General features: G+C 35.5%; 14 protein-coding genes. 2 read left to right on the forward strand and 12 right to left on the reverse strand.

All coding sequences use genetic code 11. The features are described 5' to 3' along the window. Positions 1 to 134 precede the first annotated feature (134 nt). The gene (locus tag LQE94_RS04335) at positions 135 to 2,210 is read right to left on the reverse strand and encodes an elongation factor G (protein ID WP_240577094.1); all 2,076 of its coding nucleotides are present in this window, start codon (positions 2,208 to 2,210) and stop codon (positions 135 to 137) included. 229 nt (positions 2,211 to 2,439) lie between these two features. On the opposite strand from LQE94_RS04335, the gene LQE94_RS04340 reads away from it, so the two are divergent. Then, positions 2,440 to 3,537 carry a prephenate dehydrogenase gene (locus tag LQE94_RS04340; protein ID WP_118723586.1) on the forward strand — a complete coding sequence of 366 codons (1,098 nt, stop codon included), beginning with the start codon at positions 2,440 to 2,442 and terminating at the stop codon, positions 3,535 to 3,537. A 19-nt stretch (positions 3,538 to 3,556) separates the two neighbouring features. Continuing rightward, positions 3,557 to 4,849 carry a 3-phosphoshikimate 1-carboxyvinyltransferase gene (aroA, locus tag LQE94_RS04345; RefSeq protein ID WP_118723585.1) on the forward strand — a complete coding sequence of 431 codons (1,293 nt, stop codon included), beginning with the start codon at positions 3,557 to 3,559 and terminating at the stop codon, positions 4,847 to 4,849. A gap of 106 nt (positions 4,850 to 4,955) precedes the next feature. Here aroA and folK read toward each other — a convergent pair whose 3' ends face one another. The 11 genes from folK to LQE94_RS04400 form a co-directional block, all read right to left on the reverse strand. After that, positions 4,956 to 5,774 carry a 2-amino-4-hydroxy-6-hydroxymethyldihydropteridine diphosphokinase gene (folK, locus tag LQE94_RS04350; protein WP_118723798.1) on the reverse strand — a complete coding sequence of 273 codons (819 nt, stop codon included), beginning with the start codon at positions 5,772 to 5,774 and terminating at the stop codon, positions 4,956 to 4,958. A 250-nt stretch (positions 5,775 to 6,024) separates the two neighbouring features. Then, a complete protein-coding gene (gene folP / locus LQE94_RS04355) occupies positions 6,025 to 6,843 on the reverse strand; it encodes a dihydropteroate synthase (protein ID WP_240577095.1) in 819 nt (272 codons plus the stop codon). Next, positions 6,840 to 7,367 (reverse strand): HD domain-containing protein, encoded by a 528-nt coding sequence (locus LQE94_RS04360; protein ID WP_022075301.1) that lies wholly within the window; start codon positions 7,365 to 7,367, stop codon positions 6,840 to 6,842. Before LQE94_RS04360 ends, folP begins: the two co-directional genes overlap by 4 nt. 9 nt (positions 7,368 to 7,376) lie before the next feature. Then, on the reverse strand, positions 7,377 to 7,931 hold the full coding sequence (gene folE, locus LQE94_RS04365; RefSeq protein ID WP_022075300.1) for a GTP cyclohydrolase I FolE: 555 nt from the start codon (positions 7,929 to 7,931) through the stop codon (positions 7,377 to 7,379). A 10-nt stretch (positions 7,932 to 7,941) separates the two neighbouring features. Continuing rightward, on the reverse strand, positions 7,942 to 9,324 hold the full coding sequence (locus LQE94_RS04370) for a bifunctional folylpolyglutamate synthase/dihydrofolate synthase (protein ID WP_118723582.1): 1,383 nt from the start codon (positions 9,322 to 9,324) through the stop codon (positions 7,942 to 7,944). Positions 9,325 to 9,438: 114 nt separating this feature from the next. Further along, entirely contained in the window at positions 9,439 to 10,080 is a 642-nt protein-coding gene (locus LQE94_RS04375) for a precorrin-8X methylmutase (protein WP_186865635.1), read from the reverse strand. Positions 10,081 to 10,103: 23 nt separating this feature from the next. Then, on the reverse strand, positions 10,104 to 11,108 hold the full coding sequence (locus LQE94_RS04380; protein WP_240577096.1) for a bifunctional adenosylcobinamide kinase/adenosylcobinamide-phosphate guanylyltransferase: 1,005 nt from the start codon (positions 11,106 to 11,108) through the stop codon (positions 10,104 to 10,106). Between the two features lie 65 nt (positions 11,109 to 11,173). Further along, entirely contained in the window at positions 11,174 to 12,679 is a 1,506-nt protein-coding gene (locus LQE94_RS04385; RefSeq protein ID WP_240577097.1) for a cobyric acid synthase, read from the reverse strand. Further along, positions 12,661 to 13,731: a threonine-phosphate decarboxylase CobD gene (gene cobD, locus LQE94_RS04390; RefSeq protein WP_240577098.1), complete on the reverse strand. Its 1,071-nt coding sequence runs from the start codon at positions 13,729 to 13,731 to the stop codon at positions 12,661 to 12,663. The genes LQE94_RS04385 and cobD overlap by 19 nt, the downstream gene beginning before the upstream one ends. A gap of 67 nt (positions 13,732 to 13,798) precedes the next feature. Beyond that, the gene (gene cbiB / locus LQE94_RS04395; protein WP_240577099.1) at positions 13,799 to 14,761 is read right to left on the reverse strand and encodes an adenosylcobinamide-phosphate synthase CbiB; all 963 of its coding nucleotides are present in this window, start codon (positions 14,759 to 14,761) and stop codon (positions 13,799 to 13,801) included. Beyond that, positions 14,758 to 15,369 carry a histidine phosphatase family protein gene (locus LQE94_RS04400; protein ID WP_022075921.1) on the reverse strand — a complete coding sequence of 204 codons (612 nt, stop codon included), beginning with the start codon at positions 15,367 to 15,369 and terminating at the stop codon, positions 14,758 to 14,760. Before LQE94_RS04400 ends, cbiB begins: the two co-directional genes overlap by 4 nt. Between the last annotated feature and the right edge of the window lie 4 nt (positions 15,370 to 15,373).

A 15,373-nucleotide genomic window follows, 5' to 3' on the forward strand; every position in this document is an offset into this window, starting at 1 on the left:
TACAATGATTTTGTACAGATAAAACGTATTTATAAATGTACAATCTTATTTTATAAAATTTTTTACACTATGGAAGGGAGTGGCTCGCTTCCATAGCGCCACTCCCTTCTACTATTTTATGATTTTCTTTTATATTATGCTTCCTGTGCTCTTGCTGCAATTTCTTTCTCCTGAACATCTGAAGGAGCCTGCTCATATCTAGAAAATGTATATTCGTAATTTCCTCTTCCGCCTGTCATGGAACGAAGCACTGTACAATAACCAAACAGCCCTGTCATCGGAATATCTGCTTCGATTACCTGTTTACCTCCTGCAACAGGATTCATACCAAGCACTCTTCCTCTTCGTTTATTCAAATCTCCCATAACATCTCCTGTATAGCTGTCAGGAACTGTTACTTTTAAGGATGCAATTGGCTCAAGAAGAACCGGGCCGGCTTCCATAAATCCTTTCTTAAATGCCTGGATCGTAGCTGTTTTAAAAGCCATCTCTGATGAATCTACAGGATGATAAGATCCATCATATAAAACAGCTTTCACTCCAACAACAGGATATCCTGCCAAAGGTCCTTTTAATACAGATTCCTGCAATCCTTTTTCTACTGCCGGGAAGAAGTTCTTTGGAACAGCTCCTCCTACAACTTCTTCTTCAAATATGAATGGTGTCTCAAGATCTCCAGATGGGCCAAATCTCATCTTTACATGTCCGTACTGACCATGTCCACCAGATTGTTTTTTGTATTTTGAATCCACATCAGAATTCTTTTTGATTGTCTCTCGGAATGCTACTTTTGGCGTTTCTAATGTGATTTCCACTTTATATCTTGCAGCAATCTTGCTTGCAGCAATTTCCAAATGCTGCTCGCCCATACCATACAACAGAGACTGATGATTTTCACTGTCATTAACAGCTTTTAATGTTACATCCTCTGCCATCATTCTGGATATTGCCTGAGATACTTTGTCTTCATCACCTTTATTTTTTACACGATATCTCATATATGTATAAGGTACAGAATAATCTGTCTTCGGATACAGTACTTGTGTATTTTTTGTAGCAAGTGTATCTCCTGTAGCTGTATTAGAAAGCTTTGCAACCGCTCCTATATCGCCTGCAAACAATTCTGATACTTCAGTTGGTTTATTTCCACACATAACGTAAAGCTTACCAGGTTTTTCTTCTGCGTCTGAATTAGGATTATATAATACATCATCTCCTTTTAATACTCCGGAGCATACTTTAATAAATGAATATTTTCCAATAAATGGATCTACCATAGTTTTAAATACATAAGCTGTTTTTGCTTTTGAAAATTCATAATTAGCCTCAAAAATATCATTCGTTGTACGATTAATACCAACACAAGTTCTTTTATCCGGACTTGGGAAGAAGCGAACAATATCAGACAAAAGATTCGCAACACCCTGGGCCTGTATATTTGATCCCATCGCTACCGGTACAATTGTTCCGTCCATTACTTCTGTACGCATAGCTGCACGAATTTCTTCGATAGAGAACTCTTCTCCATTAAAATAACGATCCATAAATTCTTCACTTGTCTCTGCAACAGCTTCCATCAAGGAATCTCTTAATATCTGAAGGTTTGGCAGACAATAATCTGGAATCTCGCATTCCTCTCTCTGACCTATTTCTGTGTAACGTCTTGCTGCATTCTTAATTACATTAATATAACCTACTAATTTTTCATTTTCACGAATCGGCTGGAAATGTGGTGCGATTTTTTTACCATACCGTGATGTAAGATCTTCTACTACTTGTCGAAAACTTGCATCGTCCACATCCATCTCTGTTACATAAATCATTCGTGGAAGATTGTATTTATCGCAAAGTTCCCATGCTTTTTCAGTGCCAACCTGTACGCCCGCTTTACCTGATACAACAATAACTGCTGCGTCTGCTGCACTGACAGCTTCCTCCACTTCACCTACAAAATCAAAATATCCCGGAGTGTCTAAAATATTAATCTTTGCTTTTTCCCACTCGATTGGAATCAAACTTGTTCCGATTGAAAAACCACGCTTCTGTTCTTCTTTATCAAAATCGCTTACTGTATTGGATTCTGAAACCTTTCCCATGCGAGTTGTTGCTCCTGATACATAAAGCATTGCCTCCGCAAGACTTGTTTTTCCACTGCCTCCATGTCCGAGTAATACCACGTTTCTAATCTCGTCTGTTCTGTAAACCTTCATGTTGCTGCCTCCTTGTATGTTTTTATGCATGTCTTTTCTCGTTCTTATTCCGCATACATATGATATGTGAATATTGTACTAAACTTTTTTCGATATTACAACCTTTTTATATATTTTACACAATGTTTTTTCCGTTCTTCTTTTTTTAAGTTCTACTCTTCTTTACTTTTACGCGTTAAAATGATAATATACTTAAATATATGCATACATATAAAGAAGGAGAGCTATTATGAAAGCAAAAAAAATTGGTTTTGTTGGTCTTGGGTTGATTGGTGGTTCTATTGCAAAAGCAATTCGCCAATATTATCCTGACTATGAACTTCTTGCCTTTGACAAAAATAAAGAAACACTTGCACTTGCTGTTCAAGAAGAAATTATCCATACTGTTTCTTCTTCTATTGATGATAATTTTAGAGATTGTGATTATATTTTTTTATGTGCACCAATTTCTTTTAACAATGCTTATTTAAGCCAATTAAAGGATTATATCTCACCAAATTGTATTTTAACAGATGTTGGAAGCGTAAAAACATCTATCCACGAAGAAATCATTCGACTTGGATTAGAAGAAAATTTTATCGGAGGACATCCGATGGCAGGTTCTGAAAAAAGTGGTTTTGTAAATTCAAAAGCAATTCTTATTGAGAATGCTTACTATATCCTTACCCCTTCAGCAAATGTTTCAAGAGAAAAAGTGGAAGCCTATAAGACATTTGTCTCTTCATTAAAGGCATTGCCTATTGAACTCGATTATCACCAGCATGATATGCTTACCGGAACTATCAGCCATCTTCCGCATATTATTGCTTCGAATCTTGTAAATTTCGTTAAAAAAACTGACACAGATGATGAGTTAATGAAGATGCTTGCAGCCGGAGGATTTAAAGACATTACAAGAATCGCGTCCTCGTCACCAATTATGTGGCAGCAGATTTGTTTAAAAAACAAAGAACCAATTTCGAAAATCCTCGGTGGTTTTATTGATTCTTTATCTGAAACGAAAAAATTAATTGACCAGTCTTCTGAACGGGAATTATATTGTATGTTTGAAAGTTCCAGAGATTATCGCAATTCGATGCCTAATAGTTCAGCGGGACCTATCAAGCGTCAATTTTTATTGTATTGTGATATTGTGGATGAAGCCGGTGGAATTGCAACAATTGCAACGATTTTAGCGACGAATCACATCAGTATTAAAAATATTGGTATTATTCATAACCGAGAATTTGAAGAAGGTGTTTTATTAATTGAATTTTATGATCAGGATTCTTCTGTGCAAGCTGCGGCACTACTGAAGAAATATCATTATATCGTATATGAAGTTTAGCCAAGGGAGGTATTACAATATGGAGTTAGCTAAAATCACGGGACTTCGAGGAGAAGTAAATATTCCTGGGGATAAATCTATTTCTCACAGATGCATTATGTTTGGTTCTATTGCCAGTGGGACTACAGAAATTTCGAACTTCTTGCAAGGAGCAGATTGTCTTGCAACGATTAATTGTTTTCGTAGAATGGGAATCGAAATTGAAAATCAAGAAGAAAAGATCATTGTACATGGAAAGGGACTTCATGGATTAACTGCACCAACGGAAATTCTGGATGTCGGAAACAGCGGAACTACAACTCGTCTTATCTCTGGAATTTTGGTTGGACAACCTTTTGAATCCAAACTCTCTGGTGATAATTCATTGAATTCCAGACCTATGAAACGTATTATTGAACCTTTAACAAAAATGGGAGGGCATATTTCAAGCATCTTAAGAAATGGTTGCGCTCCCCTCTATATTGCTCCCGGAAAACTTCACGGAATACATTATGATTCTCCTGTTGCTTCTGCCCAGGTAAAATCAAGCATCTTATTAGCTGGATTGTATGCTGACGGAGAAACTTCTGTCACTGAGCCTTCTCTTTCTCGCAATCATACAGAATTAATGCTTAAAGAATTTGGTGCAGATATTCGTTCTCAATTTGATTTAAACACAAGTAAAGCAACTGCATTTATTCGGCCTTGCAGTGAACTTTATGGACAAAAAATTATGGTCCCGGGAGATATTTCTTCCGCTGCTTACTTTATTGCAGCCGGGCTTCTTGTACCAGATTCAGAAATTCTGATAAAAAACACAGGAATCAATGCAACCCGGGCGGGCATTTTAAAAGTATGTGAAAATATGGGCGCAAATATTACTTTGTTAAATGAGCGTACAGAAGGTGGTGAAGCAATTGCAGATATCCTGGTTCGGACAAGCAAGCTTCATGGTACTACTATTTCAGGGGATATTATCCCAACACTAATTGATGAAATTCCGATTATTGCCATAATGGCAGCTGCTGCAGAAGGTACAACTATAATAAAAGATGCAGCCGAGTTAAAAGTAAAAGAGACAAATCGTATCGAAACTGTTGTTGACAATTTAAAAGCTATGGGATGCGATATTATTGCCACAGATGATGGAATGATCATTCATGGGGGGAAAACACTTCATGGCACAACCATTCATACCTTACTGGATCATCGTATTGCAATGGCATTTAGCATTGCAGCATTAATTGCAGAAGATACCACTCGAATTCTTGACAGCAAATGTGTCGATGTCTCTTATCCTACTTTTTATGATTCATTCGAAAATTTATTATAATTTCTTATTTTATAGCCTTTCGATATAAAATAGCACATAAAAAGAGAATCATTTTTTGCCAGGCAAATTATGATTCTCTTTTTTAGCCGTAGTTTAAATCAAACTATTATTTTAAAGATAGTTTTGATAGCATTTCACTTACTGTCCATCCATATACAGGATGTCTCTTGTACGGAGCAATCTCACATAATGGTTTTAAGACAAAATCTCTGTTTTGCATATCAACATGTGGAACGCAAAAATCAGATTCCTGTATCACGCAATCATCATAAAATAAAATATCCAGATCTAAAGTACGAGGACCCCAATGTATTTTCCGCTCGCGACCGGCATTTTGTTCAATTCGATGCAATTCATCTAATAATTCATGTGGAGTAAGCAAAGTACGCATCTTTAAACAGCCATTTAAAAATTCATCCTGATCTGTGACCCCATATGGTTCTGTAACGAGATACTCTGAAACCCTTGTCACCTTGCAGTTTTCCAGCAGATCTAATGCAGTAACTGCGTCATCAAGAAATTGCCGTTTATTTCCAATATTAGACCCCAACGCAATATATACTGTGTGCCAGCTTCTGTCAATCTCTACAGACACTGTTTCAAGAGGCAGTCCAATCGGTGCCCACGGTTTCTTTATTTCAATTTTTACCCTTTCGAGATGAGTCACTTGAAGAAGTAATTGTTCTGCTAAACTTTCTGCCAATCGTTCTAACAATTGAAATGTATGCTCTTTTACATATTTATCAATAAACTGACTTACTTCGCCATAATGAATAGACGCTGTCAGCTCGTCCGTTTTTCCTGCTTCGCGTGTATCTGTATATAGAACTACTGATACAAGAAATTTCTGTCCTAACTTATTTTCCTCTGGAAACACTCCATGATTTGCAAATATTTCCAAATTTTCAATTTTTATTTTGTCCATTATGTTTAAATAATCTCCGTTAATTTTATAATTAATCTTTTCTATTTCCACACATGACTGAAGCAATTTATCTCAGTCGAGAAGGCTCCCACCTCTTTAGGTGGTGAGTAATAGCAAATTAGTCTCAGTGGGAGTCCAATCTCCGACTGAGATAAACGCTCCGCGATGATGCGCAGTGATTCTGATAGGAATATGTCAGCTTCGCTGACCAGAATCACGCGCCAAGTCTCACGGACGTTCGACTTGAATTTTAATTAATTTCATGTTTTCTCATAATTGCTTCTGTCATTTTGATTGCGCGATAATTTGCCTTTACGTCATGGACTCTTACAAAGGAGCATCCCTTCATCATTCCAATAACGGTTGTCGCAAGAGTGCCCTCTTCTCTTTGATCTGCCGGAAGATCCAGTGTCAGACCAATCATAGACTTTCGAGACGTCCCAAGAAGAACAGGATATCCTAATGTTTGAATGGAATCTACATGCTTCATCATCTCTAGATTCATCTCATATGTTTTTCCAAAGCCGATACCCGGATCTAACATAATCTTATCGTCTTCTATCCCTGCCTGTTTTGCAAGTCGAATGGTTTCTTTCAAATCATCCAGAACATCTTCAATAAAATTGCTATACTCTGTATTATCGCGATTATGCATCAGGCAACAAGTAGTCTGATTTTTAGCAATCACTCCTGCCATTTTCTCGTCGTATTTTAGTCCCCAGATATCATTAACTAAATCTGCTCCTGCCTGAATTGCTGCCTCAGCCACATTGCTTTTATAAGTATCTATTGATATCGGAATATCAAATTCAGTCTTTAATTTTGCAATTATCGGTACAACACGTTCGATTTCTTCTTCATCTGATATCTGTATATGTCCCGGTCTTGTAGACTCTCCTCCGATATCAAAAATATCTACACCATTTTCTGCCATTTCCTTGGCATGATATAGTGCCGAATCTAACGAATTATATTTTCCACCATCTGAAAATGAATCTGGTGTTACATTTAAAATTCCCATGATATATGTATGATGCTCTGTATCAAACGTTTTTTGACCTATAATCATATTTCAATCTCCATATTCTTTTTTTCTATTGTCCAATTACATTCTTTTTCTGCAAGACAGCTATAGCATGCTCTTGATTTTTTATCCGCAGTATATAACAGCCAACTTAATATATCGGATAGATTTGTATTTTTTGCTTGGTCTATACACACGTTTTGTTGAACTCTGTGATTTTGGATTGCTGTGAGAATTCCTTGTTTCTCTTCTTCTGTAAAACTTAATTCTGGAAGATCACGGAATATGATTTTCGCAATTTCTACGGATGCTTTTTCGTGTGGATATCCTTCTTCATACTGTCTGTATTTCCCAATATCATGCAATAAAGCCATTCCATAAATAACCGGTTTACGAATTCTAAAATCTTGCTCTAAATTCAATATCCACGCAATGCGAGCAACATCAATAAAATGTTCCATTGTGTGTCGGCAAAATTTTCTTCCTTCTTCCGCTTTTTGCAGACGTATGTAACACTCTTGGTATAATGAATGCTTTCGAATGTATTCTATTTCTATTAATTTTTCCATTTTCAAAGCCTACCGTAACATTCTAAAAAATGTATCTTCTAATTCTTGGTTATTTTCAAAAATTCCTCTTTTAACAATTGTTACCGTCTGACTTCCCGGTTTTTTAATTCCACGCATTGTCATACACATATGCTCAGCCTCAATCATCACCATAACACCTTTTGGATTCAATTCCTTTTCCAGTGCATCTGCAATCTGCCCTGTCAATTGTTCTTGCAACTGAAGTCTTCTTGCAAAAACTTCTACTGTTCGGGCTAGCTTGCTCAACCCTACAACTTCACCGTTTGGAATATATGCGATGTGTGCTTTCCCATAAAATGGAAGTAAATGGTGCTCACAAGTAGAATAAAATGTAATATCTTTTTCTAATACCATTGCATCATTATCTACATGAAAACGTTTTTTTAAATGTTCTGAAGCATCTTCTTCCATTCCACCATATATTTCTTCGTACATTCTTGCAATACGATCTGGTGTTTCCACTAATCCTTCACGAGTCACGTCTTCTCCGATTCCTTCCAGTAATAGACGAACTCCTTCTTTTACCTTTTCGTGATCTATCATTTACTCATCCTCATTTTTCAATCTTTTCTTCTTTTCCAACAAGTCTCATTACATCTCCAAGATACGATAATGATCCAAATGCAACAATAATATCATCTTCTTTTGTCTGACACATGACAGTATCAATTGTATCTTTCAATGACGGCATACTGCAAACTTCATATGATTCGTCTGATTTTTTTAAAGATTCTTCTTTTGTGGCAGTTGCCTCCCAATTTTTTTCAATTACCTGTTTTAATAAGTCTGCATCCAATGTTCTATCCTTATTCGGAAGATTAATTGTATATACCCTTTTTGCTAACGGCAACATAATTTGTACAATTTTTTCATATTCTTTATCTTTGAAAACTCCCATTATAAAGATAAACTGTTTTTGAGGAAAATATCTTTCTAATGTTTTTTTCAATTGCTTTGCAGCATCTTCATTATGTGCCCCATCAACAATAAACACCGGATTTTCATGTATGCAAGTAAATCTACCCTTCCACTTCGTTTTCAGAAAGCCATTTCTAATAGCTTCCATCGAATATACACTTTTTTTCGATGTTTTCTCACATTTATTTTCTGTCTGCTCAATTCTTTGTAATGCCAGTAGAACCTCACATGCAGTTGCGGCATTTTGAATCTGATACAATCCCGCCAGCGGAATATGAATATTTTCAAATTGTTTATAAGAAAATGTCTGTCCATGATAAGATTCATCTAAAACTTGTACTTTATCAGGCTCTGCGAATTGTATCGGTACATGATTTTTATCTGCTGCTTTTTTTAATACTTTTCTTACTGCTTCTTCTTGTGCTGCTGAAACAACAACACATCCAGGCTTTATGATTCCCGCTTTATTTTCTGTGATTTCTTCTAATGTATTTCCCAAAAATCCCATATGATCTCTGCTTATATTGGTAAACACAGCCACTTTTGTATTGGAAATAATATTTGTTGCATCTAAAATACCGCCCAGACCAGTTTCCAATACTACATAATCACAATGCTCTCTCTGAAAATATAAAAAAGCTATTGCGGTCTCAACTTCAAATACGGTCGGACTAGCCTTTCCGTTTGTCTCCATACGCACAATAGCTCTCTGAACTTCTTCAACTAATTCTGTAAATACTTTTTCCGAGATCCAATTTCCATTTATCTGGATTTTTTCCAGATAACCAATTACTGTTGGTGAAACATATCTGCCAACACGAAATCCGGTCTCACTTAATATTGTAGAAATATATGCAAGCACAGACCCTTTTCCATTGGTTCCCGCAATATGTATGAACCTCAAATCATTCTGTGGATTTCCCAGTTCATACAACAGCTCTCGAATCGTATCCAAGCCAAGTACACTTCCGTATTTCGACACTTCGTCCAAATATACCCTTGCTTCTTCGTAGGTCACGTTTCTTGTTTCCTTTCAATTTATGATTGCTTTCGCTGTTGTTCATCATATCACTTATACCATATTCTAACAAGTAGAATTTTTCAGCTAATCTTATCTGTTTTTTGCTTTATCTCACAAATCCTCATCTAACATATAAATAAGTGCATTACAAATACATGCTGCAATATTACTTCCACCTTTTCTTCCTCTGGCAATAATATAAGGCGTATCTTCTAATTTTAAGATTAACTCTTTCGATTGAACTACATTTACAAAACCAACCGGAACACCAATAATCAGTTCGGGATCAACGATTCCTTTTTCGACCTGTTCATACAAATGTATCAGTGCTGTAGGTGCATTCCCAATCGCATATATCAACTTTTTATTAAGCTTTGCTGCCTTTTCCATACTTGCAACAGCTCTCGTAGTACCGTTCGTTTTTGCCTGTATTGCAACGTCTTCATCCGACATAAAGCAAAATACTTCTCCACCATATTTTGCAAGTCGTTTTTTGTTGATCCCCGATTTTCCCATCTGTGTATCTGTTACTATGGATGCGCCCTGTCGGATTGCATCTAACGCTTTTTGAACAGCATCCTTTGAAAAAACTAAATTTTTCGCATAATCAAAATCCGCACTTGTGTGAATGCATCGTTTCACGATTGGTTCTGTTCCAGGAATCAATTGTGTATCTCCAAGTTCTTCTGTGATAATCTCAAAACTTCTTCTTTCAATATCTTTTGGTAGTACCTGTTCTAGTTCTATAGCCATTTTTTCACCTGTTTTCTTTCTGATCATTTCAGCTTTTCGCCAATACCACAAACTACTCGCGTTACTTTGTCTGCCTGTTTTGCAAGAGTGGTACAGATTCTTCCAACCTGTTCTCTATAATAACGTTCAAACGAATCCACCGGCACAAGCCCATATCCAACTTCGTCACAAATTATTACTTTTTGTATATCTTTCGCAAAAATTTGTTCTATTATTTCTTTGATATCTAATTTCTCATTCTTTAAAATTCGTTTTATATAAATTTCAAAGTGATAAATTCCAATTGCGTTTTGAATTTTTTCAAAAGAATCTATTTCTCCGTCTGCCCATTGTATTTGAGGATAAAGTTTTCTTGCATATTCTAGTTTTCCTTGATATGCACCACCAATAATTAAATGCAATCCTGCTTTTTTGTTCATACACTTCACCTTTTCATTTTTATATAAAACTGCTTGTCCATATATTACTTCTTCTACTTCTACTGCTGCTTTAGCCAGTTCGCAATTTACTTTTCCTAAAACCTGCTTATACATCCGCATTTCATTTGAATAAACTGTTGATTCCGAAAAAACTTCATTTGTTACAATAACAATATTTTCGTAAATATCGTTTAACTTTTCCACGCCATTTAAAATGTAATCCGTGAGTTTTTCAACTACTTCGTTATTAGATAATGCAGGATACTGTTTTTTAAAAATTGTATTTACACCTGTTTCATCAAACAACTCATTTGCAACAAGATTTGACATACATTCTAATAGCACAACTTCTTTTTTATCCGAGTTTTTTTGAAGTTTCATATTCTTAACAAATTCTGACAAATTTGTAAAACATTCTTCCGTCTGGAAATTTTTCTTTGCTCTCATTTGTCTATGTCTGTTTATTTTTTCTTCGGTTTCCCTTCCATATGGAATCATTGTAGCAAGATAAACTTTCGAACTGTTTGTTTTTTTACTTAATTCACAAAGTTTGTTTTCTGCATATTCTGATTTTCCGCTTCCACTTCCTCCTGTTATAAGGTATAACATAACATTTTGCTCCTGATTTATTTGATAATTCCATCTATTAGTATGATTTCACTATTTTCATAATATTATTTTTTATTTAAAATCTTATATATTGCACTCATATCCAGATTTTCACGAATAATAGCTGCAAGTTTATCATACTGCTCTTCTTTATATGCAGACATATCCACAGCCTCTACTTCATTGATATTTAATCCTTTTTGTTTCAATAATGCAATGATAAGTTGCCTTGCAACTTCTGGTTTGTCAAAAATCCCATGTACATAACTTCCATATACTGTTCCTTTTGCAGCCCCATCTATTATTTCAGTATTCTGCACGATATCATTTAATTTCAAAATACCATGTGTATCATTCAAATAACTCGTTTTTCCCATATGAATTTCATATCCTTCAATTTCAATTCCTTTTAATTCTGAAAGCATTCCGGGAACTTCTTGAAATGTTCCTTTCACACGAGTTCTTTTCTTTTCTTTTTGAAATACCGTTTTTGTCGGAAGCAATCCAAGTCCTCTGAGTTTTCCGGCTTTCTCAACCCCGTTTGGATCTTCTATTTCTTCTCCAAGCATCTGGTAGCCTCCACAAATACCAAATACCAATTTGTCATGCTTTGCATGTTTCTGGATTTTCATCTCAAGACCATTTTGTCGCATCCATAAAATGTCTTCCATTGTATTTTTACTTCCTGGAAGAATTACTGCATCCGGGTTCCCAAATTCTGCCGCACTATTTACATAACGGACAGAAACCATATCCATACATTCTAAAGCCATCATATCTGTAAAGTTTGATAACCTTGGAAAACGGATTACTGCAATGTCAATTAACGACACCTCTTTTTTATTCTGGATTCTTTCTGACAGACTGTCTTCTTCATCAATATCTAAATGAAAATATGGAATTACCCCGAGTACCGGTTTATTTGTTCTGTCTTCTAACATTTTTAATCCTGGATCTAATATTTTTTTATCTCCGCGGAATTTATTGATAACAGTCCCTACAATTCGCTCTTGTTCTTCTTTTTCCAGAAGTTCAATAGTTCCAACAATCTGTGCAAAAACACCTCCACGGTCAATGTCTCCAACTAATATTACTGGCGCATCTGCAAGCTTTGCCATTCCCATATTTACAATATCTTCTTGTTTTAAGTTTATTTCTGCCGGACTTCCTGCCCCTTCAATCACGATAATATCATATTCTTTGTTGAGTTGCTCATAGGCCTGCATAATTGCAGGAACATATTCTTTTTTATGGCGGTAATATTCTATGGCAGACATATTCCCCATCACTTCTCCATTTATGATAACCTGAGAGCCTGTGTCACTGGAAGGTTTCAATAAAATCGGATTCATCAAAACAGAGGGCTTAATCCCAGCCGCTTCAGCCTGCATCACCTGTGCTCTTCCCATTTCAAGACCTTCTTCTGTAATATACGAGTTCAAAGCCATATTTTGTGATTTAAACGGAGCCACTTTATATCCATCCTGTGCAAACACTCTGCATAATCCTCCTGCAAGAATACTTTTTCCTGCATTCGACATCGTTCCTTGTATCATAATAGGTTTTGCCATTTCTCTACCTCTTCTCTTAAAGCTGTTAGTAATCGATCATTTTCTTCTTTTCTTTTTATTGCTATTCGATAATACCCTTTTTTTAATCCGATATAATTCTGACAGTCACGGATCAAAATATTTTTTTCAAGCAATTTTTCATACAAAGACTCTTTTCCTCCATAATATATTAAAATGTAATTTGCGTCCGATTGAATATAGGATATTCCAATGGATTCTAACTCCAATTCCATTCTTTTACGCTCTTTTGTAATATATTGTCTGGTTTTTTCAACACGTTCTTCATCCTCAATTGCAGCAAGTCCTGCCGCTTGAGCTACTGTCGATACACTCCAGGGTTGACGTACCCTCTGTATTCTTTCCAACAGAGAATTATCACTGCACAATATGTATCCTAATCTTAGTCCGGGTATTGCATGCATTTTAGTAAATGCACGTAAAATAATTAATTGAGAATAATTTTTTACCTCTGCTTGCATAGTTGATTCTTTGGGATTTTCTAAAAATTCATAAAAACATTCATCTAATATCAAACGAATCCGGAATTTTACGCATTTTTCTAATATCCGCATTAGTAAATTTTTAGGAATTTTTTTCCCGGTCGGATTATTTGGAGAGCATAAAAATACAACATCTAAATCCGAAGTCAAATTCAAAAGAATGTTCTCGTTTACTTCAAAACCATCCTCTGTATACAAGTATACATGCTGTACATCACACTCAACTGTTCGTAGTGCCTGCTCATATTCTGAAAATGTTGGTGCTGTAACTAATGCCTTTTTTGGTTTTTCTGCGAGTACATAGGAAAAGATTAAATCTGCAGCCCCATTTCCACACAGTATATATGGCTCTGGCAATTCCAAATAATCTGCTATCTTTCTAACCAATGCACGGCACTTGTTGTCCGGATAATGATGAATCTCTTTTAAAGCACTTTGTGCAGCTGCAATTACATTTTTACTAGCACCAAATGGATTAATATTCGTTGAAAAATCCAATATTTTATCATATTCTTTATAGTTGTAAATGTCTCCTCCGTGTACATATTGCATTTTTATTTCCTCTTAGCTTGTCTTCTTTTGTATAATTGTATACAACCATCTTCTATGCAATTATACTCTAGATTATATAGAATAATAATTTAATTGTTCCGAATATTATCATTGTAACAATTGCTGTAACATACATCAAACGATTTGTTTGACAAATATCCTCAATACGTATTGAACGAATTGGTTCCCCAATATATGGTTTTTTATATAACTTTCCAAAATACCACGCATCACCGGCCAATTGTATATCCAACGCTCCCGCACATACTGCTTCTGTTTGTGCCGAATTCGGACTACTGTGATTGTAACGATCTCTTAAAAAGATTTTCCATCCGTTTTTCCAATCTAATCCGCATAAAAATGCTGCCAAAACCATCATAATTGCCGAAATTCGAGCCGGAATATAGTTTACAACATCATCCATTTTTGCTGCTATTCTTCCTATATATAAATATTTTTCATCTTTATAGCCCAGCATCGAATCCATTGTGTTGATTGCTTTATATAACATTCCAAGAGGGGCACCGCCTATTAACATATAAAGGAGGGGAGCAATCACGCCATCAGATGTGTTTTCTGCTATTGTTTCAACAGTTGCTTTTGTTACTCCTTCACAATCTAACTTTGCTGTGTCTCGCCCAACAATCATTGATACCGCTTTTCTTGCTCCCTCTAAATCACTCTCTTTCAATTTCTTATATACTTTCATGCTTTCTGCTTTCAACGATTTAGCTGCAAGCAATTGATAACACCAGAACATCTCCAGCAAAAATGCTGCAATTTCATTTTTGCTTTTCAAAATTTCCAACAATCCATATGGGATTCCCGTAAATAAAATTATAACTAGCCCCCACAACAATCCCCCACCTATCAATAATCCAGATTTTGAATTTCGGCTTATTTTACGGATTGCTTTTTCCAGTAATGAAATAACATTACCCATAATACGAACCGGATGGTACAACCATACCGGATCTCCAAACAGAAAATCTAAACAAAATCCTCCAATACAGGCTGCCAATGAAATCATAGCTTTTTAATCCCCCTCAGCACTTTCTTTCGCCCCTCTTTCCATTCTTTTTCATCCAAATACATCTGATAACCTTCTCCATTTTTTAATAACCAATCGTAAAACTCAGAAGCTTGTTCTGAAAATTGCGAAAGAACAGCCATAATAGAACCACCATGAATAACAAAACAGACACATTTTTTATGTTGTTCTATCGCCTGAAATATGGATTCTTCAAATCCGTCTCTGCATCGCTTTAAAAAGCTTTCACGACTTTCTCCTTTTGGAAAAGGTAAAGTCCCATTTGATTCCAACCATGCCTGATATTCCGGAAATGCTTGTAATTCTTCATGATTTTTGTTTTCAAATAACCCAAAATCACTTTCTTTAAGCTTAGGCTGTAATTGTAATGCAATATCCGAAAAATATATTTTTGCGGTTTCTACACATCTCTTTAATGGACTTGAAATAAGCATATCCGGTAACTGACATTTTTTTAATTTATTTTGCATTTGCTCAATTATAACAAGCTGTGCTTCTTTTTTTATCAAAGATTCATTGGTTGTTCCAATATATCTATGTTCTACATTTCCTTTTGTCTTCAAATGACGAATTAAATAAATTTCCATTTTT

Source organism: Mediterraneibacter sp. NSJ-151, assembly GCF_022487435.1.
In the GTDB taxonomy this organism is placed as follows: Bacteria; Bacillota; Clostridia; order Lachnospirales; family Lachnospiraceae; genus Schaedlerella; species Schaedlerella hominis.

Excerpts from the sequence above, each read along its gene's own strand:
- LQE94_RS04335 (WP_240577094.1), bottom strand. The coding sequence starts at position 2,210 with ATGAAGGTTTACAGAACAGACGAGATTAGAAACGTGGTATTACTCGGA.
- LQE94_RS04340 (WP_118723586.1), top strand. The coding sequence starts at position 2,440 with ATGAAAGCAAAAAAAATTGGTTTTGTTGGTCTTGGGTTGATTGGTGGT.
- aroA (WP_118723585.1), top strand. The coding sequence starts at position 3,557 with ATGGAGTTAGCTAAAATCACGGGACTTCGAGGAGAAGTAAATATTCCT.
- folK (WP_118723798.1), bottom strand. The coding sequence starts at position 5,774 with ATGGACAAAATAAAAATTGAAAATTTGGAAATATTTGCAAATCATGGA.
- folP (WP_240577095.1), bottom strand. The coding sequence starts at position 6,843 with ATGATTATAGGTCAAAAAACGTTTGATACAGAGCATCATACATATATC.
- LQE94_RS04360 (WP_022075301.1), bottom strand. The coding sequence starts at position 7,367 with ATGGAAAAATTAATAGAAATAGAATACATTCGAAAGCATTCATTATAC.
- folE (WP_022075300.1), bottom strand. The coding sequence starts at position 7,931 with ATGATAGATCACGAAAAGGTAAAAGAAGGAGTTCGTCTATTACTGGAA.
- LQE94_RS04375 (WP_186865635.1), bottom strand. The coding sequence starts at position 10,080 with ATGGCTATAGAACTAGAACAGGTACTACCAAAAGATATTGAAAGAAGA.
- LQE94_RS04380 (WP_240577096.1), bottom strand. The coding sequence starts at position 11,108 with ATGTTATACCTTATAACAGGAGGAAGTGGAAGCGGAAAATCAGAATAT.
- LQE94_RS04385 (WP_240577097.1), bottom strand. The coding sequence starts at position 12,679 with ATGGCAAAACCTATTATGATACAAGGAACGATGTCGAATGCAGGAAAA.
- cobD (WP_240577098.1), bottom strand. The coding sequence starts at position 13,731 with ATGCAATATGTACACGGAGGAGACATTTACAACTATAAAGAATATGAT.
- cbiB (WP_240577099.1), bottom strand. The coding sequence starts at position 14,761 with ATGATTTCATTGGCAGCCTGTATTGGAGGATTTTGTTTAGATTTTCTG.
- LQE94_RS04400 (WP_022075921.1), bottom strand. The coding sequence starts at position 15,369 with ATGGAAATTTATTTAATTCGTCATTTGAAGACAAAAGGAAATGTAGAA.